The sequence below is a fragment of the Phenylobacterium sp. J426 genome (assembly GCF_024699945.1).
GTDB lineage: Bacteria > Pseudomonadota > Alphaproteobacteria > Caulobacterales > Caulobacteraceae > Phenylobacterium.
Genome location: NZ_JAJOMY010000001.1, coordinates 2,264,040 through 2,285,396, shown reverse-complemented (window position 1 = coordinate 2,285,396; position 21,357 = coordinate 2,264,040). Strand labels below are relative to the sequence as shown.

At 69.4% G+C, this 21,357-nt stretch carries 23 protein-coding genes and 2 pseudogenes; 19 read left to right on the top strand and 6 right to left on the bottom strand.

The window, feature by feature from the left end; genetic code table 11:
- Positions 1–31: 31 nt before the first annotated feature.
- The 10 genes and pseudogenes from ptsP (at position 32) to LRS10_RS11980 (ending at position 8,330) form a co-directional block, all read left to right on the top strand.
- A complete protein-coding gene (ptsP, locus tag LRS10_RS12020; RefSeq protein WP_257837463.1) occupies positions 32–2,296 on the top strand; it encodes a phosphoenolpyruvate--protein phosphotransferase in 2,265 nt (754 codons plus the stop codon).
- A gap of 120 nt (positions 2,297–2,416) precedes the next feature.
- Complete coding sequence (locus tag LRS10_RS12015) at positions 2,417–3,130, top strand: RodZ family helix-turn-helix domain-containing protein (protein WP_257837462.1); 714 nt, start codon at positions 2,417–2,419, stop codon at positions 3,128–3,130.
- Positions 3,123–3,494 carry a hypothetical protein gene (locus LRS10_RS12010; RefSeq protein WP_257837461.1) on the top strand — a complete coding sequence of 124 codons (372 nt, stop codon included), beginning with the start codon at positions 3,123–3,125 and terminating at the stop codon, positions 3,492–3,494. The genes LRS10_RS12015 and LRS10_RS12010 overlap by 8 nt, the downstream gene beginning before the upstream one ends.
- Positions 3,495–3,537: 43 nt before the next feature.
- Positions 3,538–4,683, top strand: a complete 1,146-nt coding sequence (gene ispG, locus LRS10_RS12005) for a flavodoxin-dependent (E)-4-hydroxy-3-methylbut-2-enyl-diphosphate synthase (RefSeq protein WP_257837460.1) — start codon at positions 3,538–3,540, stop codon at positions 4,681–4,683.
- 52 nt (positions 4,684–4,735) lie between these two features.
- Positions 4,736–5,203: pseudogene (locus tag LRS10_RS25130) on the top strand (PAS domain-containing protein); the annotation flags it as partial.
- 299 nt (positions 5,204–5,502) lie between these two features.
- Positions 5,503–5,601: pseudogene (locus LRS10_RS25125) on the top strand (hypothetical protein); the annotation flags it as partial.
- Positions 5,602–5,653: 52 nt separating this feature from the next.
- The gene (locus tag LRS10_RS11995) at positions 5,654–6,742 is read left to right on the top strand and encodes a sensor histidine kinase (RefSeq protein WP_257837458.1); all 1,089 of its coding nucleotides are present in this window, start codon (positions 5,654–5,656) and stop codon (positions 6,740–6,742) included.
- An 84-nt stretch (positions 6,743–6,826) separates the two neighbouring features.
- Positions 6,827–7,567 carry a Crp/Fnr family transcriptional regulator gene (locus LRS10_RS11990; RefSeq protein ID WP_257837457.1) on the top strand — a complete coding sequence of 247 codons (741 nt, stop codon included), beginning with the start codon at positions 6,827–6,829 and terminating at the stop codon, positions 7,565–7,567.
- The gene (locus LRS10_RS11985; RefSeq protein WP_257837456.1) at positions 7,567–7,947 is read left to right on the top strand and encodes a response regulator; all 381 of its coding nucleotides are present in this window, start codon (positions 7,567–7,569) and stop codon (positions 7,945–7,947) included. Before LRS10_RS11990 ends, LRS10_RS11985 begins: the two co-directional genes overlap by 1 nt.
- 146 nt (positions 7,948–8,093) lie before the next feature.
- Positions 8,094–8,330: a hypothetical protein gene (locus LRS10_RS11980; RefSeq protein ID WP_257837455.1), complete on the top strand. Its 237-nt coding sequence runs from the start codon at positions 8,094–8,096 to the stop codon at positions 8,328–8,330.
- Between the two features lie 73 nt (positions 8,331–8,403).
- Here LRS10_RS11980 and LRS10_RS11975 read toward each other — a convergent pair whose 3' ends face one another.
- Positions 8,404–8,706, bottom strand: a complete 303-nt coding sequence (locus tag LRS10_RS11975; protein ID WP_257837454.1) for a hypothetical protein — start codon at positions 8,704–8,706, stop codon at positions 8,404–8,406.
- A gap of 145 nt (positions 8,707–8,851) precedes the next feature.
- On the opposite strand from LRS10_RS11975, the gene prfA reads away from it, so the two are divergent.
- Positions 8,852–9,928 (top strand): peptide chain release factor 1, encoded by a 1,077-nt coding sequence (prfA, locus tag LRS10_RS11970; protein ID WP_257837453.1) that lies wholly within the window; start codon positions 8,852–8,854, stop codon positions 9,926–9,928.
- On the opposite strand, the gene LRS10_RS11965 is transcribed toward prfA, so the two are convergent.
- Positions 9,925–11,136, bottom strand: coding sequence for a YihY/virulence factor BrkB family protein (locus LRS10_RS11965; RefSeq protein ID WP_257837452.1), 1,212 nt, complete (start codon positions 11,134–11,136; stop codon positions 9,925–9,927). The genes prfA and LRS10_RS11965 overlap by 4 nt on opposite strands.
- 129 nt (positions 11,137–11,265) lie before the next feature.
- Here LRS10_RS11965 and LRS10_RS11960 point away from each other — a divergent pair, with 129 nt between their 5' ends.
- From LRS10_RS11960 to LRS10_RS11950, 3 genes are all read left to right on the top strand, one after another.
- The gene (locus tag LRS10_RS11960) at positions 11,266–12,063 is read left to right on the top strand and encodes an MOSC domain-containing protein (RefSeq protein ID WP_257837451.1); all 798 of its coding nucleotides are present in this window, start codon (positions 11,266–11,268) and stop codon (positions 12,061–12,063) included.
- Positions 12,054–12,917, top strand: a complete 864-nt coding sequence (gene prmC / locus LRS10_RS11955) for a peptide chain release factor N(5)-glutamine methyltransferase (RefSeq protein WP_257837450.1) — start codon at positions 12,054–12,056, stop codon at positions 12,915–12,917. The genes LRS10_RS11960 and prmC overlap by 10 nt, the downstream gene beginning before the upstream one ends.
- Before the next feature lie 243 nt (positions 12,918–13,160).
- On the top strand, positions 13,161–14,090 hold the full coding sequence (locus LRS10_RS11950; RefSeq protein WP_257837449.1) for a DUF4167 domain-containing protein: 930 nt from the start codon (positions 13,161–13,163) through the stop codon (positions 14,088–14,090).
- Between the two features lie 85 nt (positions 14,091–14,175).
- Here LRS10_RS11950 and LRS10_RS11945 read toward each other — a convergent pair whose 3' ends face one another.
- Positions 14,176–16,203 carry a TonB-dependent receptor gene (locus tag LRS10_RS11945; protein ID WP_257837448.1) on the bottom strand — a complete coding sequence of 676 codons (2,028 nt, stop codon included), beginning with the start codon at positions 16,201–16,203 and terminating at the stop codon, positions 14,176–14,178.
- Between the two features lie 105 nt (positions 16,204–16,308).
- Here LRS10_RS11945 and LRS10_RS11940 point away from each other — a divergent pair, with 105 nt between their 5' ends.
- Positions 16,309–16,791 carry a Fur family transcriptional regulator gene (locus tag LRS10_RS11940; RefSeq protein WP_257837447.1) on the top strand — a complete coding sequence of 161 codons (483 nt, stop codon included), beginning with the start codon at positions 16,309–16,311 and terminating at the stop codon, positions 16,789–16,791.
- A 16-nt stretch (positions 16,792–16,807) separates the two neighbouring features.
- Positions 16,808–17,278: a hypothetical protein gene (locus LRS10_RS11935; protein ID WP_257837446.1), complete on the top strand. Its 471-nt coding sequence runs from the start codon at positions 16,808–16,810 to the stop codon at positions 17,276–17,278.
- Positions 17,279–17,282: 4 nt separating this feature from the next.
- Here the strand turns inward: LRS10_RS11935 and LRS10_RS11930 are convergent, their stop codons facing one another.
- Positions 17,283–17,963 (bottom strand): RcnB family protein, encoded by a 681-nt coding sequence (locus tag LRS10_RS11930; RefSeq protein ID WP_257837445.1) that lies wholly within the window; start codon positions 17,961–17,963, stop codon positions 17,283–17,285.
- 448 nt (positions 17,964–18,411) lie between these two features.
- On the opposite strand from LRS10_RS11930, the gene LRS10_RS11925 reads away from it, so the two are divergent.
- Entirely contained in the window at positions 18,412–18,954 is a 543-nt protein-coding gene (locus LRS10_RS11925; protein WP_257837444.1) for a DUF924 family protein, read from the top strand.
- A 15-nt stretch (positions 18,955–18,969) separates the two neighbouring features.
- Here LRS10_RS11925 and LRS10_RS11920 read toward each other — a convergent pair whose 3' ends face one another.
- Complete coding sequence (locus LRS10_RS11920; RefSeq protein ID WP_257837443.1) at positions 18,970–19,209, bottom strand: hypothetical protein; 240 nt, start codon at positions 19,207–19,209, stop codon at positions 18,970–18,972.
- 163 nt (positions 19,210–19,372) lie between these two features.
- On the opposite strand from LRS10_RS11920, the gene LRS10_RS11915 reads away from it, so the two are divergent.
- Both LRS10_RS11915 and LRS10_RS11910 read left to right on the top strand, forming a co-directional pair.
- Positions 19,373–20,233, top strand: a complete 861-nt coding sequence (locus LRS10_RS11915; RefSeq protein WP_257837442.1) for a thymidylate synthase — start codon at positions 19,373–19,375, stop codon at positions 20,231–20,233.
- Positions 20,234–20,235: 2 nt separating this feature from the next.
- Positions 20,236–20,544 carry a phosphoribosyl-ATP pyrophosphohydrolase gene (locus LRS10_RS11910; RefSeq protein WP_257837441.1) on the top strand — a complete coding sequence of 103 codons (309 nt, stop codon included), beginning with the start codon at positions 20,236–20,238 and terminating at the stop codon, positions 20,542–20,544.
- Here LRS10_RS11910 and LRS10_RS11905 read toward each other — a convergent pair.
- Positions 20,469–21,290, bottom strand: a complete 822-nt coding sequence (locus tag LRS10_RS11905) for a hypothetical protein (protein WP_257837440.1) — start codon at positions 21,288–21,290, stop codon at positions 20,469–20,471. The genes LRS10_RS11910 and LRS10_RS11905 overlap by 76 nt on opposite strands.
- Between the last annotated feature and the right edge of the window lie 67 nt (positions 21,291–21,357).

The following is a 21,357-nucleotide window of genomic DNA, read 5'->3' as shown; positions in this document are numbered from 1 at the left end:
CGCGCTAGGGAGCGGAGGAAACACGGCACAGATGCCGGCGCCGAGCATGGCCATACGAGGACAACGGAGCCTGCTTCGGCAGATCCGGGAGGCGCTGGCGGGCGGCGGTCCGGCCCAGGCGCGCCTCGACATGGTCGTGCGCATCATCGCCCTGTCGATGGTGGCCGAGGTCTGCTCGATCTACCTGCGCCGCGCAAACGGCGAGATGGAACTGTTCGCCACCGAAGGCCTCGACCCCGGCGCCGTGCACGTCACTCGGATGAAGCCCGGCGAAGGCCTGGTCGGCGAGATCATGCGCCTCGGCCGGCCTCTGAACCTGGCCGACGCCCCCGAGCATCCGGCCTTCTCGTATCGCCCGGAAACCGGCGAAGACCCCTACCACGCCTTCCTGGGCGTGCCGTTGCTGCGCGGCGGCCGGGCGATCGGCGTGCTCGTCGTCCAGAACCGCACCGCCCGCGTCTATACCGAGGACGAGGTCGAGGACCTTCAGATCATCGCGATGGTCCTGTCCGAGATGGTGGCCTCGGGCGAGTTGCTCGGCGTCGAGGAGATGAAGGGCGTCGAGCTCGCGCCCCACCGTCCCGACCGTCTGAAGGGTTCGAAGTTCGCCGACGGCCTCGCCTATGGCGTGGCGGTGCTGCACGAGCCGCCCGTCGCGCCGTCTCAGCTGCTGTCCGATGACGTGGCCGCCGAGGAGACCCGTCTCGCGACCGCCCTCTCCGCGCTCAAGCAGCAGATCGACAACATGCTGGAGGGCCAGCACGGGCTCGTCGACGCCTCGTACGAGGTGCTCGAGACCTACCGCATGTTCGCCCACGACCGCGGCTGGAACCGCAGCCTCGAGGACGCGGTGAAGAACGGGCTGACAGCCGAGGCGGCTGTGGAACGCGTCCGCTCCGAACACCGCGCGCGCCTCGGCCAGGCCCGCGACCCGTATCTGCGCGAGCGGCTGCACGATCTCGAGGATCTCAACGATCGCCTGCTGCGACACCTGGCGGGGGACGGCCATGTGGCGCGGGACCTGCCCGAGAACGCCATCCTGATCGCCCGAAATCTCGGCCCGGCCGACCTGCTGGAGTACGACCGCACCAGGCTCCGCGGCCTGCTGCTGGAGGAAGGCTCCTCCGCGAGCCACGCGGCGATCGTGGCCCGGGCGCTGGACATCCCCTGCGTCGGTCGCCTGCCCGGACTGCGCGACCGCGTGTCCGAGGGCGACAGCGTTGTCGTCGACGCCGAGAGCGGCGAGGCCTACCTTCGGCCACGCGCCGATGTCGTGAAGGCCATCCAGGCGCGGATCGACGTCCGTCGGCTGCGCAAGGCAGAGTTCGCCAAGCTGCGTGATACGCCGGCCTTCACGCGCGACGGGGTCAAGGTCACCCTGCTGATGAACGCCGGCCTCGACGTCGACCTCGAGGCGATGGACGAAGCCGGCGCCGAGGGCATCGGCCTTTTCCGCACCGAGTTCCAGTTCATGGTCTCGGAAGAGATGCCGCGGCTGACCGCCCAGACACAGCTCTACGGCCGCGTGATGGATGCGGCCGGCGACCGGCCGGTGACCTTCCGCACCCTGGACCTCGGCGGCGACAAGGTGCTCCCGTACCTGGAGGCCGAGCGCGAGGACAACCCGGCCTTGGGGTGGCGCGCCATCCGCATGGGACTGGATCGACCGGCGCTGCTGCGCATGCAGCTCCGCGCCCTGATCGCCGCGGCCCGCGGCCGGCCGCTGCGCGTCATGTTCCCGCTGGTCGCCAGCTGCGACGAGTTCCGCGCCGCCCGCGCGCTCGTGGACACCGAAGTGGCCTGGGCTCTACGCCGCGGCCGCCCTGCACCGTCGCGTCTGGATGTCGGCGCGATGATCGAGGCGCCGTCGCTCATCTGGCACCTGGACGCCCTGCTGCCGATGACCGACTTCGTCAGCGTCGGGACGAACGACCTGATGCAGTACCTCTTCGCCGCCGACCGGGGAAACCCGCGCGTCGCCGACCGCTACGACATGCTCTCGCCCCCGGCCTTGCGCGCGCTCGAAGCGATCCAGCGCGCCTGCGCCGAAACGGGCACGCCGGTCAGCGTCTGCGGGGAACTCGCGGGCCGCCCGCTGGAGGCCTTCACCCTCGTGGCCCTCGGATTCGAGCGCTTGTCGATGTCGCCCGCCGGCATCGGACCGGTGAAGCAGATGGTGCTGTCCTGCGACCGCGAGGCCGCCCGTCGCGGCGTCTCCGCGCTGCTGAAGTCCAGCGCGGGGTCCGTGCGCAACGAGATCGAAACCTTGGCGCGTAAACTGTACCTGGCCGTCTAGGCGAATTCGTCGCTCCGACGTGACCGAACAACGCATTGGCGGTATCCGGGTCACGTGCCACGCTCCTCCCGAGTCATCCCCTTCCGTCGCCGGCAGAAGCCGGATGCAGGAGCCGCCGCCATGCCGCTCGATACGGCCGGCTTTACCGATTTCGACGGCCCCGAGCCGACGAGCGGCGATCCGTTGCACGCGCACGCCTCGATCGGAGCGGCCCTGCGCGCCCTGCGCCAGGAGCGCGGGCTGACGCTCGACGAACTGGCCGAAAAGACGCGCGTGCGCCGAGCCTATCTAGAGGCGCTGGAGGAGATGCGCCTCGACGGGCTTCCCTCGCGGCCCTTCACCATCGGCTATGTCCGCGCCTACGCCCTGTCGCTCGGCTTGGATCCGGAAGCCGCCGTTGAACGGTTCAAGGCGGACGAGCCGGTGCTCGACGAGCCGCTCCGCGCGCCCATCGGCGTGCCCGAGGAGCGTGACCCGCGGATCGCGGCCTTCATCGCCGGGGCGATCATCATCGTCGCGGCGATCGTCCTCTGGAACGTCGCCCAGCGCGCGATGAACGCCAGCGCGCCGCCGCCGCCCAAGGCGCCGGAAGACGTGGCCTGGAAGCTGCTCGCCGAAGAAAAGGCTGCCCCCGTGATCCTGGGCGAGCCTCTGCCCGCCCCTGTGGAATCCACCACGCCGCCGCTCTACGAGACGCCGGGACTTTCCGAGGCGGGCGCCGATGGCCGCGGCAACCTGGCGCCGCCCTCCAACATCAACGAACTCCCGGCCGAGCTTCCGTTCGACCTTGCGACCCTGCGACCCACCTTCACCCCCCAAGGGCCAAGTGTATGACAGCGGCGGCTCTCCCGGGTCGGTCCTGACGATCCAGGCGCTGAAGGGCGGCGGCTTGATCATCCGGGGCGGCGACGGGTCGGTCTACTTCGCTCGCCAGCTCGCCGCCGGTGAGGCCTACAAGGTGCCCAACGTCGCGGGCCTGACCATCGACGTCTCGGAGCCCTACGACTTCCAGGTCTTCGTGGGCGGCCAGTCCAAGGGCGTGCTGCCCGCCCGTCAGGTTCTGGCCTCCAAACTGGCCGCCGCGCCCGTCGCCGCCCCGGTGCTCACCGCGCCCCGGCCGGTCGCTCCGCCCGCCACCGCTCCCGCGCCCCCTGCCTCCGCCGCGCCAGCCGGACCATCGACGCCGCCGCGGCCCTAGCGCACTTGGGCTTTCCGCCCGAAGAGCCTATTTTCCGCGCGCCATGAGCGCCGATCCGAACCATCACCGTCCCTGGCGGGCGATCCACCGCCGCGCCTCGCGCAAGATCCGCGTCGGTCCGGTGGAGGTGGGCGGCGACGCGCCGATCACCGTCCAGTCGATGACCAACACGTTGACCGCCGACGCGGCGGCGACGCTCGGCCAGATCCGCCAGCTGGAGGAGGCCGGCGCCGACATCGTCCGCGTCTCCTGCCCGGACGAGGAGTCCACGGCCGCGTTCCGGACCATCGCCCGCGAGGCGAGGGTCCCGCTGGTGGCGGATATCCACTTCCACTACCGGCGCGGCATCGAGGCCGCGCAGGCCGGCGCGGCCTGCCTGCGGATCAATCCCGGCAACATCGGCAGCCCCGACCGGGTGCGGGAAGTCATCCAGGCCGCCCGCGATCACGGCTGCTCCATGCGCATCGGCGTCAACGCCGGCTCGCTGGAACGCGAGCTCCTCGAGCGCTACGGCGAGCCCTGCCCCGAAGCCATGGTCGAAAGCGCTCTGAACCACGCCCGCATCCTGCAGGACCACGACTTCCACGAGTTCAAGATCAGCGTGAAGGCGTCGGACCCGTTCATGACGGTGGCCGCCTACCAGCAGCTGGCCGAAGCCATCGACTGCCCGCTCCACCTGGGCGTGACCGAGGCCGGCGCCCTGCGCACCGGCACGGTGAAGAGCGCTATCGGCATCGGATCGCTGCTTTGGGCCGGCATCGGCGACACGATCCGCGTGTCCCTCGCCGCCGACCCCGTCGAGGAGATCAAGGTCGGCTTCGACATCCTGAAATCCCTGGGCCTGCGCCACCGTGGCGTCAACATCATCGCCTGCCCGTCCTGCGCGCGTCAGGGTTTCAACGTTATCGAGACGGTCGAGAAGCTGGAGCAGCGTCTGGCGCACATCTCCACCTCCATGAGCCTGTCCATCATCGGCTGCGTGGTGAACGGTCCCGGCGAGGCGCTGATGACCGACGTGGGATTCACCGGCGGCGGCAAGGGGGCGGGCATGGTCTATCTGGCGGGAAAGCCCGACCACAAGATCGACAACGACCGGATGGTCGACCACATCGTCGAGCTGGTCGAGGCTCGCGCCGCCCAGATCGAGGCCGACAAGGCGGTGAAGGCGAACCTCCAGGCCGCGGAATAGCGCGATCGGAAAGCGGCTTGAGCCTTCGGGAGGTCTGAGCGTTGCTGGATCGATGAAACAAAGTGCGCCGGAGCGATCTAAGTGGCCTGCCGGCGACGGCGAGATGGCCCGCCGCATCCGCGAGTTCGATTGGTCGAGAACACCGCTGGGTCCGGTCTCCGGATGGCCCCAGAGCCTGAAGACCGCGGTCGATCTGACCCTGGCCAACGGGTTCGGCATGATCGTGCTGTGGGGCCCGGACCTCATCCAGATCTACAACGACGGCTATCGCCAGGTGATGGACGCCCAGCATCCGAGAGGGCTCGGCCAGGCGACGCGCGAATGTTGGCCGGAGGTCTGGCACATCAACGAGCCGATCTACGAGCGCGTCTGGGCGGGGGAGACCGTGACATTCGAGGACGCGCTCTATCCGCTCGTCCGGCACGGGACCCTGGAGGACGTCTGGTTCACCCTCACCTACAGCCCGCTGCGGAACGAGACCGGAGCCGTGTCCGGCGTGCTGGTCACCCTTTTCGAGACCACCGACCGGATCCGCGCCGAAGCCGCCCGCTTGCGGGCTCAGTCGCGACAGGCCTTCATGCTGCGCCTGAGCGACGCGCTGCGCCCGCTCCGCGCGCCGGGCGATGTCCAGGTCACCGCCTGTCGACTTGTCGCCGAACGCATGGGCGCCGAACGCGCCTACTACGCCGACGTCGACCATGCGCGAGGCCGGTTCGTCGTCACCCGCGACCATGTCCCGCCGGGGGGCTCAGCGCGGTTGGCGAACATCCTTTGGAGAGCTTTCCCCAGCCGTTGGAGGCGCTCACACGCGGCCGACCGATGGTCTGCGACGACGTCGAAAACGATCCGCACTTCACCGAAACTCAGCGTCAGGCCTACAGGCCGCTAGGGATACGCGCCTTCATCTGTGCGCCGCTCGTTAAGGGCGGCGTTCTGGTGGCGACGATGACCGCCGCGAGCGCGCAACCGCATGTCTGGCCGTCGGGCGCGGCCGGGGGATCTGCAGGAGGTCGCGGAGCGGACCTGGGAGGCCGCGGAGCGGGCTCGAGCCGAGACTGCGCTCCGCGAAGCCGAAACCCGCGCCAGGCAACTACTCGAGGGCTTGGCGCAGGCTGTCTGGGAAACAGATCCCGCCGGCGTGATCGTGACCGACAGCCCCTCCTGGCGCGCCTACACGGGGCAGTCCCTCGACGAATGGCTGGGTTACGGCTGGCTGGACGCCGTGCACCCGGACGATCGAACCCACGCAGAGACACAATGGCGCGCGGCGGTCGCCGCCGACCGCGACGTCGACGCCGAGTTCCGGATCCGCCGCGCCGACGGCAGCTGGCGGTGGACCAACGTCCGAGCCACCCCGATCCGCGACAGCGACGGCGCGATCCTGAAGTGGGTCGGGATGAACATCGACGTCGATGGCCGGCGAGCTGCCGAGGGACGCCAGAAGATCCTGCTGGCCGAACTGCAGCACAGAACGCGGAACATGCTGGCCGTCGTCCGCGGTATCGCATCGCGCACATCGGAGACGAGCGAAGACCTCGAGAGTTTCCTCGCCCATTTCCAGGGCCGGATCGCCGCCATGGCGCGGACCCAGACCGCGACCAGCCGCAGTGCGGACGTCTCGGTCGATCTGGCCGAGATGCTGCACGACGAATTCCTGTCCGTCGCCGCCCAGGAGAACCAGGTCGACCTCGGCGGTCCCGAGGTGCGGCTGACCGGTAAGGCCGCCGAGACATTGAGCCTTGGCCTGCACGAACTCGCCACCAACGCGCTGAAGTACGGAGCCCTGTCGACGCCGCGCGGGCGGGTCTCGGTGCGGTGGCGCGTAAAGGGACGCAAGGACAAGACTCTCGTGCTCACCTGGAAGGAGAGCGGGGTCCCGATGCTGGATCTGGCGCCGACGCGGATGGGCTTTGGCCGAAGGTTGCTGGAACAGGCCTTCGCTTACGAGCTTGGCGCACAGACGACGCTTGATTTTCGACCGGGCGGGGTGGTCGCCCAGATCGCGATCCCGCTGGATCACGCGGCCGGGCCGCCGGACGCGCCAGCGAAAGCGCCCTGAATTTAACCTATGTGCGGAGCGGCGCCGCAGGGGTCATGCTTAGATCGCGGAAAGACTAGAAGATACGCCCAGGACGCCGAGCACTTGAATATCGCCGCCAAGCCAGCCTGCGCGCCGTCCGAGCTGTTGGCCCGGCGCCTGTCGAGCTTCCGTCCCCTCCAGGCGGACGATCTCGCACCGCTGAGCGAGCTGGGCGCGGACGATCACGCCCATGCCGCTGGGGCCGAGCTGTCGCTTGGCCAGGGCGAGACGCGGCTGGTCACGGCAGGTCTTGTGGGCGAGGCGCGGCTGTTGAGCGATGGGCGGCGGCAGATCGTGGCCTTGCGGCTGCCCGGCGATATCCTGACGCCCGGCTACACCGCCAATCACGTCATCTCGGCCCTGGCGCCGTCGCGCACTCTCGACGCGACCGCGCTGCTAAGCCGGCTCGGCGATCCGCGGGCCGCCCCAGCGTTGCACGCCGCGTGGGCCGAGGCCCGCCGGATGGAGCAGCGCGCCGTTCTGGATCATGTCGTGCGGCTGGGCCGGCTGTCGGCCTACGAACGCACCGCGCATTTGCTGCTGGAGCTCCATGAGCGGCTGGTTCGCGTGAAGCTCGCCCAGGCCAACGGCTTCCAGCTGCCGATCACCCAGGAGATCATGGCCGACCTGCTCGGCCTCTCGATCGTGCACGTGAACCGAACCCTGCAACAGCTCCGCCGCGAAGGCCTGCTGACCTACCGGGCCGGCAGCATCGGGCTGCCCGACCGAACGAGCCTCGCCGAGGCCTGCGGCTACGCGCTTCAGCTCTCGCCGACAGAGCCGGGGCGCCGGCGAGCCGGTTGATGGCTGAAACTCCGCCCGGACGTCTCGACGACCGCCGCATCCTCGTCCTCGAGGACGAGTTCTTCATCGCCGATGATCTGGCGCGCCAGCTCGGTGACGCGGGCGCCGAGGTGATCGGCCCCTTCGCCACCGTCGACGCCGCGATGGCGGCGCTGGATGCGACCGAGGGGGTCGACCTCGCCCTGCTGGACCTGAACCTGGCAGGCAAGCTCAGCTACGGGATCGTGGACAAACTGCGGGAGCGCCAGATCCCCGTGGTGCTGGCGACAGGCTACGACCAGAGGGCGATCGTCGAGACCTACCGGGACATTCCACGCTTCCAGAAGCCGGTATCCGCGCCCCACCTTATCAGCACGCTGAGCGCCCTGCTGCACGCCTGAAGGGCTCGGCGCAAACTTGACGCCCGCGTCACTCTTGCCGCGAGCCGTTCGACGCGGTTAGGTGGCGCTCCATTCCATGGGAGGGACATGATGTCCGCGGACGGCAACTGGAAGATCACCATCAACACGCCGATGGGCCCCAGACGGTGGAAGCCAACATCACCACGAGCGGCGACACCTTCACCGGTACGACCAAGAGCCCGATGGGTTCGCAGGACATCACCGGCAAGGTGGACGGCGACAAGCTGACCTGGAGCTCGGCCATCACCAGCCCGATGCCGATGACGCTGGAGTTCGAGGCCACGGTGTCCGGCGACACCATGACCGGTAACGTCAAGCTCGGCGCGTTCGGCAATGCGCCGCTGAAGGGCGAGCGCGTCTAAGGCTCTTGCCTGCGCCTGACGCACGAAAGCCCCGGCCTCTCGGCCGGGGCTTTTTCCTGTCCGCGGAAACAGACTAGGGGTTCGGCGTGACGCTGCGGGCGGCGTCGCCCACGCTATCGGCGGCGCTGCTGGCGCTCTCCGCCACGCTCGAGGCGGCCCCGGCGACCGCGTCGGTGCGCATCGCGTCGTTGCGGCTGGACTGCAGCAGGAAGAACGCAACGATCGCCACAAGCGCCAGGACGGCGATCCCGATGATCACGCCGCCCATGCCCGAGCCGCCGCGCTCCACATAGGTCGTGCCGCCGCCGGCGTCGCGCTCGATGACCCGTTCGCGGGTCAGGCCGTCACTGGTCTCGGTGACTCGTTCGGTTGCCATTTCATAGTCTCCTCAAGGCCACGCCGCCCCAAACGAGCGGATCGGGAACCGCGTTCCGTCGCGCACGGCGGAGTTTGGCTTCGCGTTTGGAAAAGGCCGCCGGCTCCGCTACAGAAGCGGCCCTTCGCGAACGGGACCCCCAGACTTGCGACTTCCCCAGGCCAGGCTTGATCAGGTGCTCGACCGCTTCCGCGAGATCGAGGCGCGCATGGGCGCGGCGACCGACGGGGCCGAGATCGTCCGGCTATCCAAGGAGCACGCCGAACTGAAGCCTGTCGCCGACGCCGTGCAGGCGCTGGAACGCGCCCGGGCCGAGGGGCCTGAGCTCGAGGAGATGGCCGAGGCCGGCGACGCTGAGATGGCCGCCCTCGCCCGTGACGAGCTCGCCGCCCTCCGGGAGCGACTGCCCGAGCTCGAGCATGAGGTGGCGCTGCTGCTCGCGCCCAAGGACAAGGACGAGAACGCCTCAGCGATCCTGGAAGTCCGCGCCGGCACCGGCGGGGACGAGGCGGCCCTCTTCGCCGGCGACCTGTTCCGCATGTACCAGCGCTACGCCCAGAGCCGCGGCTGGCGCGTGGAGGTCGACTCGATCTCGGAGGGCGATGCCGGCGGGTTCAAGGAAATCATCGCCTCGATCACCGGCGAGGGCGTGTTCGGCCGCCTGAAATTCGAGAGCGGCGTGCACCGCGTCCAGCGCGTCCCCGCCACCGAGGCCCAGGGTCGCATCCACACCTCGGCCGCCACCGTCGCGGTGCTGCCGGAGCCCGAGGACGTTGAGATCGAGATTCGAGACCAGGACCTGCGCATCGACACCTACCGGTCGTCCGGGGCCGGGGGCCAGCACGTCAACAAGACCGACTCGGCCGTTCGCATCACCCACCTGCCCACCGGCGTCGTCGTGACGTCGTCCGAGAAGTCGCAACACCAGAACCGGGCCCGAGCCATGAAGGCGCTGAAGGTCAAGCTGTACGACATGCAGCGCGAGGCCTTGGACAGCGCCCGCTCCGAAGCGCGCAAGAGCCAGGTTGGCTCCGGCGACCGCTCCGAGCGCATCCGCACCTACAATTTTCCGCAGGGGCGGGTCACCGACCACCGCATCAATCTGACGCTCTACAACCTGCCGAAGGTCATGGAGGGCGAGGCGCTCGACGACGTGATCAATCCGCTGATCGCCGAGGACCAGGCCGCCCGCTTGGCCGCGCTCGAGGACGAGTTCGGCTAGCCTGGCCGCGAGCCGTCCGGACGCCGCTTGTGCCGGACGAGGTTGCCGACCTGCCGGCGCGACGCCCCCCACAGCATCTTCGCGCCCTTGCGCACGCCGATGAACGGCAATCCCACGGTGTCGGCCATGGCCGCGCCCCGCTCGCCCATCGGCTTGTCCGGCCCCACGGTCGAGTCGATCGCCGTCTGATGCTCGACCTCGGCGTTCAGCTCGGCGCCGATCAGCACGATCAGGACCGAGAACCAGACCCACAGCATGAAGCCGATGACCGCGCCCAGGGAGCCATAGGTCACCTGCAGGTGCGCGACGTTGTTGATATACCAGGAGAAGCCGGCCGAGCCGCCCATCCAGATAAACGCGGCCACCAGGGCCCCTGGATAGAGCCACGTCCAGCGCGCCCGGCGTCGGCAGGGGCCGTACCGATAGGCGATGGCGAACGACCCCGCGACCACGCAGAACAGCAGGAGCCACCGACCGGCGAGGATCCAGTCAGGCAGTCCCGCCGCGCGCACGACGATCGGCAGCGCAACCATGATCGCGGTCACGACCGTCAGGAAGGTCAGGAAGGCGAAGGTGAAGGCGTAGGTCAGGGCCGTCCGATAGAAGAAGTTGCGCTTCTCGACTTCGTCGTAGGCGATGTTCAGGCCCTCGAAGAGCGCCTTCATGCCCGCGTTGGCGGTCCAGATCGAGAAGACGAAGCTCACCAGGAAGGCGGCCGACAGATTGAAGCTTCTTTCCGTGGCCAGGCGCAGCATCTGATCGCCGATCAACCGCACCGCGTCGGGCGGGAAGACGATGGCCATCTGGGCCATCTGCTGCTGCACCGCCGCGACGTCAGCGATCAGGCCATACAGCGAAACGAACACACCCAGCGCCGGGAAGATCGCAAGCAGGGTGAAGAACGTGATGCCGCCGGCGACATACATGAGGTTGTCGGCCTGGAATTCCCGGTAGGTGCGCCAGAGCACGTCCTTCCAGCCGCGCCATGGGATGTGATGCGGCGTCGGGGCCGCCCGGCCTCGACCGGGTTCCAGGTCGTCGAAGTGCTCGGGCGTCGTGACGAGGGTTTCGCTGAGGCCCGGTGGCGGCGGTCCCTCGGGCGGAGGCGGCGGCGGCGGCGGCAGCTTCCGGGGCTGGGTGGAGAGCCAGGCGGCCGCGACGGCCGCGGTCACGGCCCAGGGCGCGAGCGCTACGGCCGCCCGCGCCATGCCTCCAGGCTTCTTCTCCGCCAACGCCAACGCCTCGGATCCTCCAACGCCCCAAGCTAAGCCTGAACACGGGGGGCGCGACGCCGTTCCGCCTTGCCAGTCTGCAGAGCGTTGGCCACAAGCAGCCGCATGACCGGACATGTCGCGGCGATCTACCGCCATCCCGTGAAGGGCTTCACGCCCGAGCGCCTCGATCACGTCGACTTGACGCCAGGAGCCGGCGTGCCGTGCGACCGCATCTTCGCCGTTGAGAACGGGCCTTCGGGGTACGATCCGGCGGCGCCGGCGTTCCTGCCCAAGACCAAGTTCACCGTGCTGATGAACCTGGCCAAGGTCGCCGCCGCGCGCACGCGCTACGATGACACGACGGGTGCGCTGACCGCCGAAGCCCCCGGGGCCCCCGCCTTCTCCGGATCGCTGAAAACCCCGGCTGGCCGCGAATCCTTCGCCGCTTGGCTCACGGATCTGCTCGGCGACGACATCCGCGGTCCCCTGAATGTCGTCGAGGCGACGGGCGCCTTCCGCTTCTTCGATCATCCGAAGGGGGAGGTCTCGATCATCAATCTGGCGAGCGTCCGCGACCTCTCGGCGAAGATGGGCGTCGAAATCGATCCGCTGCGCTTCCGCGCCAACCTCTACGTCGATGGCTGGCCGGCCTGGATCGAGAACGGGTGGAGCGGCAAGCCGCTGATGGCCGGCTTCGCCCGGGCCTCCGTATTCAAGCCGATCGTCCGCTGCGCCGCCACGCACGTCGACCCGACGACGGCGGAGCGGGACCTGGATGTCGTGAAGGCGCTCTTCGACAATTACGGCCACATGAACTGCGGCATCTATGTCCACATCACCTCGGCCGGCCGCGTCGCTCTCGGCGACGCCGTGACCGCTCCGGCCACCGAAGCCCCAGCGAGAGAACCAGAATGGGCCTGAATCTCGTCCAGGCTTGGAGCCAGGCCAAGCAGCGCCTCGAGGCCGCGGGCCTCGCGGGCCCCGTCATCGACGCCCGCCTGCTGGTCGAGGCCGCCGCCGACGCAACCCGCACCGATATCGTAACCGATCCCTACCGTCCGCTTACGCCCGAACAGGAGGCCACCCTCGCCGACTACCTCGCCCGCCGCGAGCGGCGCGAGCCGGTGAGTCATATCCTCGGACGCAAGGGCTTCTGGAAGATCATGCTGCAGGTGACGCCCGACGTGCTCACCCCACGCCCCGACACCGAGACCGTCGTCGAGTATGCCCTGCGCGACTTTCCCGAACATGCCGCGTGGTCAATCCTCGACCTCGGGGTCGGCTCTGGCGCCATCCTGCTGGCGCTCCTCGCCGAGCGCCCGGCCGCCAAGGGCCTCGGCATCGACGCCTCGGAAGAGGCGCTCGCCGTCGCCCGCGACAATGCCGCCGCCCTCGGGCTGGCCGGCCGCACTGCCCTTCTGCGCGGCGACTGGACCGCGGGGCTCGCCGACGCCGCTTTCGACCTCGTGGTTTCCAATCCGCCCTACATCGCCTCCGACGTCTTGGAGACCCTGGAGCCTGAGGTGAAGGACTTCGAGCCGCGCTTGGCGCTGGAAGGCGGGGCCGACGGCCTCGACGCCTATCGCATCCTCGCGCCCGAGATCCTGCGGGTGCTCAGGCCCGGCGGCCGCTTCGCCGTCGAGATCGGCCATGACCAGAAGGAGGCCGTCGAGGCTCTGTTCCACGCGGCCGGCGCCGACGACGTTAGGACGATCCGGGACCTGTCCGATCGCGACAGGGTTGTCGCAGGTGCGAAGAAAGCCCTTGGAAACTAGGTTCCGAGTCGCTACATCCTTGGACGTCTCCACCCAAATCGCCGGTGTAAAGGCAGACGCGTCCCGATGAAGGACGGCCGCCCGCCCCCGGCAGGCGCGACGCTTGCCAAAGCCTCTCGCTGAAAGCTTCCGGGCGGAAGACGGGGAAAAACAGCGTCATCAACACTCGAGCCGGGCGGACGCCCGTTTCCGAAGGCGAAGGTCGCCGGTGGGCGCTCAAGGAAGAGCCGAACGGTTTCGAATATGAGAGATTTCAAGGGTATGAAGCGTCAGCGCGGTCGCAACCGCGGCGGCGGCGGCGGCGGCGGGAACAAGCCGCAGAACGCGAATCGCGCGTTCGACTCGAACGGCCCGGATGGCGTGAAGGTGCGTGGCAACGCTCAGCACGTCTTCGAGAAGTACCAGCAACTGGCGCGCGATGCCGCCTCGGCCGGCGACCGGGTGCTTGCCGAGAACTACCTGCAACACGCGGAACACTACTTCCGCCTCCTGCGCGCCTTGCAGCCGCAGCGCCCCGCCGCCGAAATCCTGGGTCGGGACCAGTTCGCCTCGGGCTACGACATCGATTTCGAAGATGAAGGCGCCCAGGCCCAGGCCGAGGCCGCTGACGAGGCCGGCGAAGGCCAGGCTGACGCCCGCGGCGATGGCGGCGAGCGTCGCGACGACCGCAACCGTGATCGTGACAGCCGTGAGCGGGACAACCGTGATCGCGACCGCGGAGATCGGGGCGAGTGGCAGGCCCGTGACCGTGACGGCGAACGCCGCGACGGCGAGGGCCGGCAAGGTCGTCGCGACCGTTGGCGTGATCGTCGCGACCGTGACGACCGCCCGCGCGGCGAAGGCGAGGAGCGTCGCGAGGGTGAGGGGCGTCGCGACCGAGAGGACCGGCGGGAACGCGGCGAACGGAACGATCGCGGCGACCGTCCCGAGCGGGATCCGCTGACCGTGATCGAACCGCAGGGCGATAGCCCGCGCGTCGAAACGCGCGAGGAACGCGGCGCCGTGTTGCGCGACGCCGAGGGCGGCGAGAGTCACGCGCCGGCGTTCCTGCAGGCTCGGCCGGAGCCGCGTCCAGAAGCCGCTGAAGGCGAGGAGCGCCCCGCGCGCCGACGCCGTCGTCCACGCAGCTTCGAAGCGGGCGAGGCCCCTGGCGGCGAGACTGAGGGGGCCTAAGCCCCCCGATCGAAAGCGGTGAACATGGAAAGAGGGCCGGCTGGGGTTACGCCGGCCCTTAGTTCTTTTGGGGTCGTCTCTTCTTCTAGAAGCGATAGCCCATGCCGACCCGCACGTTGCGGCCCGGCAGCGGCGCGATGTCCTTGAGGAACGAGGCGTGCTCGCGCGCTTCGACGTCCGTCAGGTTGCGGCCTTCGACGAAAACCCTGAAGTCCCGGTCCTTGAGCGGCCGGAAGGCCAGCGACGCATTCAGCATGGTGTAGCCGTCAGTCGGCAGCTCGAACTCGGCAACGCGGTTCTGACCGCCGACGCGCCGCACCTCGAGCCGCCCCGTCCACCAGCCGCCTTCGAACACGCCCCGCCCGGCCACAGACCAGGGCGGGATGCGCGCGGGCGGACCGAGGTCGGTCTTGCCGTGGACATAGTCGGCGCTCGCTTCCAGCCGGAAGCTGCGGGCGCCGTCTTCCCAGAGCCTGTACGAGCCCTCGAGCTCGGCGCCGTAGAAGGTGGCGTCGGTCTGCACGAACTGGTGGATCGGCAGGTGGGAGTCCTCGTCCTCATCGCCCGTTGGCCGCAGGTCGATGAAGCCCTCGTACTTGGCCGCGAAAACATGGGCGTCCACGTCCCACGCGCCTGCGCCGTAGTGGCCCGTCAGATCAAGGGAGTACGAAACTTCGGCGTCGAGGTCTGCGTCACCGCGCTCATAAGCCCGCGTCGCCGGGTGCGGGCCGTCGGCGAACAGTTCTTCCTGCGACGGCGCCCGCTCGGTCCGGGAACCGCTGAGCGCAAAGAACCAGCCGTCCGCAGGCCGGATGAAGCCGCCGAGCGAGCCCGAGATGGCGGTGAAGTCGCGCTCCTCACCGGGGCTTTCCAGCTTCCGCGTTTCCAGCCGCAGGCCGCCTTCCATGCCCCAACGGTCCTGGTCGTAACGCTGGAGCGTGAAGACGCCGAATTCCGTGGTCTTGGTCGGCGGCACGAAAGCCTCCTCGCCGACCGCCTCGAAGTCCCGCTTGAGCGCCTGGAAACCCAAGGCGCCCTGCCAGCCGTTGCGGTTCGGCTGGATCAGCTCGAGGCGGCCTTCCCAGCCCTCGGAGGAGAACTGGGTGCCGATCTCGTCGTCCTCCAGCTCCTTGTGGGTATAGTCCGCGTACCCGCCGGCGAAGCGCACTGTCTCGAACGGGCCGAGGTCGATCCGGTACTCGCCGCGCAGGTCATAGCGGGTCTGCTTGAGGTCGATGGCGACAGCGGCCTCTTCGGCCTCGTCATGTTCGTCCTCCCCGTCATGCGCGTGATCATGCTCGTGTGCGTGACCCGGAACGCCGTAATCCGTCTCGGTCCGCTTGACCGACAGGCCCAGGTAGCCGCGATCACCCACGTAGGACACGCCCGCGCCATAGACTTTTAGGTCGGTGAAGGTGTTCTCGACCTTGCCCGACACGGGACCGCCCCACGCCTCACCTTCGGACTCGGTCATCCGCCGCGACTCCGGCGCGGTCGGGACCTCGTAGTCCTCTGTCTTGCGCCGGACGCCGTCGAGGCTCAGCACCCAGTTGCCGACACCGGCCCGCAGCGCACCCGAGGTCTGCCAGCCGTCGTCAACGCTGGAGCCCGACGCCAGTAGCCGACCCTGCACGCCAGCGAGGGGCGCATCGGCGATCCGATCGTCGATGATGTTCACCACCCCGCCGATGGCGGAGCCGCCGTACGCCAGCGCGGACGGCCCGCGCAGCACCTCGATACGCTCGGCTTCCTGGGGATCGGTGGCGACCGCGTGGTCCGGCGACAGCGCGCTGGCGTCCACCTGGCCCAGTCCGTTCGAGAGCACCAGGACGCGCGGGCCCGACAGACCGCGGATCACCGGGCGGCTGGCGCCCGGCCCGAAGGCGCTGGAGCGCACGCCTGCGACACCCGCCAGGACGTCGCCGAGGCCGCCGGCCGGCGCCTGGTCCAGCTCGTCCCGCTTCAGGATGTCGACGCTGGTGGTGGCGGAGTCCAGAGTCACGGCGTAGGGCGCGGCGGTGACCACGACCTCCTGCACCTCCTTCGTCTGGGCGACGGCGCTCGGGGCGATCGCGAGGGCGGCGGCGGTGGCGAGAAGGAACGTCCGCGACATCGGCAAGAAACACCTCGACTTGAAACAAGGTTGCACTGTTATGAAATAACATAACGAGCCGTCAAGCCATTGCCGCCCCTTCGGAACCGGGTTAGCTCAAGAGCCATGTCGCATCAGCACTGCGAACACGAACACGACACCCACGAGGCGCTGAGCGGCCAGGCGCTGCGGCAGGCGCTGGGCGCGGCCGAGGCCAAGTGCGCGGAGACCCAGGAGCGGCTCACGCCGCCGCGGCGCCGGGTCCTGGAGCTGCTGCTGGCTTCGGAAGGTCCGCTGAAGGCCTACGACCTGATCGCCGCCTTCGGCCAGACCGGCGAGCCCGCCAAGCCGCCGACGGTCTACCGCGCGCTCGAGTTCCTGGAGCGGCTGGGCTTCGCCCACCGGATCGAAAGTCTGAACGCCTACGTTCCCTGCCGCATCGAGGGCGGACACGCCGCAGCCTTCCTGATCTGTGAGTGCTGCGGCGCGGCGCAGGAGTTCGACCCCGATTTCGGCCCTCAGCTCGAAGCGGCGCGGCGGGCCGGCTATGCGGTGCGCTCGGTCACCCTGGAAGCCCGCGGCCTCTGCGGAGCCTGCCGCGAGCATTGAGCGTTTCCAGCGGCTGATGCGGAAACAGATCTATCTCGACTGCGACGGCGTGCTCGCCGATTTCGACAAGGGCGCCGAGGCCATCCTCGGCATGCCGCCGCGCACCTTCGAGAAGCGTTACAATCCCGGCCTGTTCTGGAAGCGCCTGGCCACCGCGCCGGACTTCTTCGCCAATCTCGAGCCGATGCCCGACGCCTTCGAGCTCTACGACGCCGTGAAGGACCAGAACCCGATCATCCTCACGGGCCTCCCGCGCGGCAACTGGGCCGAGCCCCAGAAGCGCCGCTGGGCCGAGCGCTGGTTCCCGGGTGTGGAAGTGATCACCACCATGGCCGCCCTGAAGCGCGAGCACTGCCATTCGGGCGATGTCCTCGTCGACGACCGGGACAAGCACCGTCACCTCTGGGAGGCGGCCGGCGGCCGGTTCGTGCATCACAAGAACGCCCGGAGCTCGATCGCCGAGCTCCGGGCGCTGGGCTATCTCTAGCCGTCTACCAGAAGACCATCCGGACGACCTGAACGATGCGGCCGGTGAAGCGGTCGACGAGCAACACGTCGGGCCCGTTGCGGACCCAGTCGTAGCCGGGAGGCGGCCACGGCAGGCCGTAGGACCACCAGTCGTTCAGCCGATAGCTCGCGCCATACCAGCCCCACGGGAGGTAGTCGCCGTAGCTCCATGTGCGCAGGTAGAAGCCGGACGGCGCGATCCACGCCGGCCCGCGGTACCGACGCGTGCTGTGATAGCTGAACGGATAGCGGCCCTGGCTCCAGTACGCCCGATCGCCGCGCCGACGGTCGCGGTCACGGTCATGACGATCCCAGCGGTCGCGGTCGTCGCGGCTCCAGCGGCCGTCCCACCCGCGCCGGTCGCCATCGCGATCACGCCGGCCGTCATCCCAGCGCCGGTCTCCGTCGCGCCGGCCGTCACGGTTGCCCTCCCAGCGGCGGTCGCCGTCCCGGGAGGGGTCACGCTGCGCCCCGTCGCGGATCTGACGGCCGTCCCACTGCACATTGCCGCCGTTCCAGCGTTGCGCATCACGCGCCCCGTCGCGGTCCTGCCGATCGGCGCGGTCTGCAGGCGAGGCGTTGGTGCGGTCGTCGCCTTCGCGGTCCACCCAACGGCCGGGCCGGTTCATGTCGGGGCCGCCGCGCTGGCGGTCGCCACGCCACATGTCCTGACCGTCGTCGCCCGCACGCCGGGCGCGAGGCGCCTGGGCGGGCTCCGGGCGCTCGCGGCGCCTCCGCGGCCTGCGGCGCCGCGCGAGCCTGCGACGCCCGGCTACGCTCGCCGCCGGTCCACTCGCGACGGCGCTCGCCGCCTTCGGAGCGACGTTCCTGCCGCCATTCCTGGCGGGATTCCGCGCGCCCTTCGCCGCGGGGTCCGCGGTCGCCGCGCTCCTGGGCCGCCGCCGGCAGGCTCGTCGCCGCCAGCATCAACGCCGCCAGCGCGGTCATCGTCTTGGTGTTCATGGCCATCACTCGTGACGACCTGCAAACCGCAGGCCGCAGCTTCCCTCTCGCCGCCAGTATGCCGCCTCCCCGGCTGAACCGCGCTTGAACAAGCCGGCGCTTCCGCCCAACTGTCCCGGTTCAGATCATGAGCATGAGGGATCGAGAGCCTTGGTCGCGACGCCGCACGACATCATCGGGTTCTGGCGCAACGCCGGCCCGGCCAAGTGGTACGCTCGCAACGCCGCCTTCGACGAGGCCATCCGGCTGCGGTTCGAGCCCACCCACCATGCGGCGGCCCGCGGGGAGTACGACGCCTGGGCCGAGACCTCGGAGGGCGCCCTGGCCCTGCTCCTGCTGCTGGATCAGTTTCCGCGCAACCTCTACCGCGGCTCAGCCCACGCCTTCGCCACCGATCCCAAGGCCCGGGCGGCGGCGCGGCGCGCCGTCGAGCAGGGATGGCACCTCTCGTGCGAGGTTCCGTTCGGACAGTTCTTCCTGCTGCCCTTCGAGCATTCCGAGGATCCGTCCGACCAGGACCGCGCGGTGGCGCTGGCGCGAGAGCTGGGCGATCCCGAGACGCTGAAATGGGCCGAGATCCATCGCGACATCATCGTCCGCTTCGGACGCTTCCCGCACCGCAACCCGGCGCTCGGCCGGGTCACGACACCGGAGGAGCAGACGTTCCTCGACGAGGGCGGCTTCGCCGGCTGAGCCGGCGAGCGGCGGTCAGGCCGCCGGCTTGTCCTCGGCCTTGGCGTCGGCCGGCGCGGCCTTCGGCGTCTCGGTGACGCACACCTTCTTGGCCAGCCGCGAACCCGAGACTTCCGGCTGCTTCACGCACGTCTTCTTCGGCTTGGCCTCAGCGGCCGGCTGGGCCTGGGCGGCCGGCGCGGCGGCGCCAGCGTTGGCGGCGGCGGCCTCCGGCGCGGCGAACAGGGCAAGGGCGAGCAGCGTCGAAGCGAACATGTTATCCGGACCTACATTAAAAACTGGATCGTCGCCTTTAGCCAAAGATCCTCGCTACGCCAAGTTGTGAGTTCGTAATGTGGGGACGGACGCGCCCCGCCTGTGGACCGCGGCTGCAAGGCGCCTATTCGCGAATCACTTCGTGGGCGACCTTTGATCTTCCATGAACGCGCACGTCTCCATCGCCGACCGCTACCAGGCCGCTCCGGACCATCCGGAGCGTCAGTACCTGGACCTGCTCGCCGACATCCTGGCCAACGGCGCCCAGCGCGGCGATCGTACTGGCACGGGCACGCTGGGCGTGTTCGGGCGGCAGATGCGCTTCGACCTCACCAAGGGCTTCCCGCTCCTCACCACGAAGAAGCTGCACCGCAAGTCGATCATCCTGGAACTGCTGTGGTTCCTGCGGGGCGACACGAACGTCCGCTGGCTGCAGGAGCGGGGCGTTTCCATCTGGGACGAGTGGGCCGATGACACAGGCGAGCTGGGCCCCGTCTATGGCAAGCAGTGGCGCTCGTGGGCCGCGCCCGACGGCCGCGTGATCGACCAGATCGCCGCCGTGGTGCAGAGCCTGAAGACCAACCCCGACAGCCGCCGCCACATCGTCTCGGCCTGGAACCCGGCCGAGGTGGAAGACATGGCGCTGCCGCCCTGCCACTGCCTGTTCCAGTTCTTCGTCGCTCCCGACAAGGACGGCGTGAAGCGCCTCTCGTGCCAGCTCTACCAGCGCTCGGCCGACGTCTTCCTGGGCGTGCCCTTCAACATCGCCAGCTACGCCCTGCTGACCCTGATGATGGCGCAGGTCGCAGGCTACGAGCCCGGCGAGTTCGTGCACACGCTGGGCGACGCCCACCTCTACATGAACCACCTCGACCAGGCCCGGCTGCAGCTCAGCCGCGAGCCGCTGCCCCTGCCCCGCCTGACCCTCGCGCCGAGAACCGACCTGTTCGGCTTCGACTACGAGGACTTCAAGCTCGAGGGCTATCAGGCGCATCCGTCGATCCCGGCGCCGATCGCGGTCTGAAGGTGGCCGAGCGGCTGACCCTCGCCGAGGTCTCCGACGCCGCGGCCCGAATTTCCGACATCTATGCGGGCAACTACGGCATCGACCGCGACGACGACTGGTTCCTGCTCAAGCTGCAGGAGGAGCTGGGCGAGCTCGCCCAGGCGCACCTGCGCCTGTCGTCCCGGGGCCGTGGCGAGGCCAGCGAACAGGATCGCGCCGACGAGGCCGCCGACGTGCTCTGCATGCTGCTGCTCTACTGCCGCCGCTTCGGGATCGACCCCGACACCGCCGTGCGCCGCAAGTGGCTGAGCTGGCTGGAGCCGGCCTGACCACCTGCGACGGAGGCGGCTAGAAGCTGCCGCGTATCGACTCGCCGCCCTTGTGATCGCGACGCCGGCCGAGCTCCCGATCGAGCACCCGCGTCATCGCCCCCCAAGGCCGCGGAGACGGCATCCTCGATGGTGCTGCCCCGACCGCTCGCGGCGAGCGGATCGGAGCCCCGCGGCCGCGCCTCGATCGAGCACCGCTTGTCGCCAGGCCCGCTCTTCGAGCCGTTCTCGTCGGCCAGGAAGACTTCGATGTGGGTCAGCTGTCCTTCGAAGCGGCGCAGCGACTTGCGGACCGAGCGTTCGACAGCGTCGGCGAGCCGCTCCACGCCCGGGGTGTTGTTGTCCGTGTTGACCAGGACCTGAACACCACGTTCCGAACCGGGCGCCCCGGCCTCCGTCTCATCGCTCGCCTCGTCCTGCGCCTCCGCGAAGCTGCGGGGCTCGGCCGCCTCCTCCCGCTGGCGTTCGCGCTCGATGTCGTTGCGCGAGCGGTTCGGCCGCCACTCGCGGGTCGAGGTCGGGCTGGGGCTGTCGGTGGCATGCGACTTCGAGCTGCGCATCCCGTCGACGTGGCTGTGCTTTTCATCACGTTCGCCGCCGCCGCCCGACACCTGGCTGACCCGCGGGTTGGTGCTGACGGCGCCTTCCGGATGGGCGGGCGGCGGCTCCGGCATCGGCTTCGTCGCATCCTCGTGGCTGGCGCCTGGACCACCCCAGCGCACAGTGTTCGGGTGCTTCTCAGGCATGGCGATATCCTCTCTGCTTTGTGCGGCTCGGACCCGCGCGTATCCCGCAGTCGACGTTGCGAGGCGG

Bases quoted from the DNA above. Each gene is read 5' to 3' on its own strand.
- ptsP (WP_257837463.1), top strand. From the start codon at position 32: ATGCCGGCGCCGAGCATGGCCATACGAGGACAACGGAGCCTGCTTCGG.
- LRS10_RS12015 (WP_257837462.1), top strand. From the start codon at position 2,417: ATGCCGCTCGATACGGCCGGCTTTACCGATTTCGACGGCCCCGAGCCG.
- ispG (WP_257837460.1), top strand. From the start codon at position 3,538: ATGAGCGCCGATCCGAACCATCACCGTCCCTGGCGGGCGATCCACCGC.
- LRS10_RS11995 (WP_257837458.1), top strand. From the start codon at position 5,654: ATGTCTGGCCGTCGGGCGCGGCCGGGGGATCTGCAGGAGGTCGCGGAG.
- LRS10_RS11985 (WP_257837456.1), top strand. From the start codon at position 7,567: ATGGCTGAAACTCCGCCCGGACGTCTCGACGACCGCCGCATCCTCGTC.
- LRS10_RS11975 (WP_257837454.1), bottom strand. From the start codon at position 8,706: ATGGCAACCGAACGAGTCACCGAGACCAGTGACGGCCTGACCCGCGAA.
- LRS10_RS11965 (WP_257837452.1), bottom strand. From the start codon at position 11,136: ATGGCGCGGGCGGCCGTAGCGCTCGCGCCCTGGGCCGTGACCGCGGCC.
- LRS10_RS11960 (WP_257837451.1), top strand. From the start codon at position 11,266: ATGACCGGACATGTCGCGGCGATCTACCGCCATCCCGTGAAGGGCTTC.
- prmC (WP_257837450.1), top strand. From the start codon at position 12,054: ATGGGCCTGAATCTCGTCCAGGCTTGGAGCCAGGCCAAGCAGCGCCTC.
- LRS10_RS11950 (WP_257837449.1), top strand. From the start codon at position 13,161: ATGAGAGATTTCAAGGGTATGAAGCGTCAGCGCGGTCGCAACCGCGGC.
- LRS10_RS11945 (WP_257837448.1), bottom strand. From the start codon at position 16,203: ATGTCGCGGACGTTCCTTCTCGCCACCGCCGCCGCCCTCGCGATCGCC.
- LRS10_RS11940 (WP_257837447.1), top strand. From the start codon at position 16,309: ATGTCGCATCAGCACTGCGAACACGAACACGACACCCACGAGGCGCTG.
- LRS10_RS11935 (WP_257837446.1), top strand. From the start codon at position 16,808: ATGCGGAAACAGATCTATCTCGACTGCGACGGCGTGCTCGCCGATTTC.
- LRS10_RS11930 (WP_257837445.1), bottom strand. From the start codon at position 17,963: ATGTGGCGTGGCGACCGCCAGCGCGGCGGCCCCGACATGAACCGGCCC.
- LRS10_RS11920 (WP_257837443.1), bottom strand. From the start codon at position 19,209: ATGTTCGCTTCGACGCTGCTCGCCCTTGCCCTGTTCGCCGCGCCGGAG.
- LRS10_RS11915 (WP_257837442.1), top strand. From the start codon at position 19,373: ATGAACGCGCACGTCTCCATCGCCGACCGCTACCAGGCCGCTCCGGAC.
- LRS10_RS11905 (WP_257837440.1), bottom strand. From the start codon at position 21,290: ATGCCTGAGAAGCACCCGAACACTGTGCGCTGGGGTGGTCCAGGCGCC.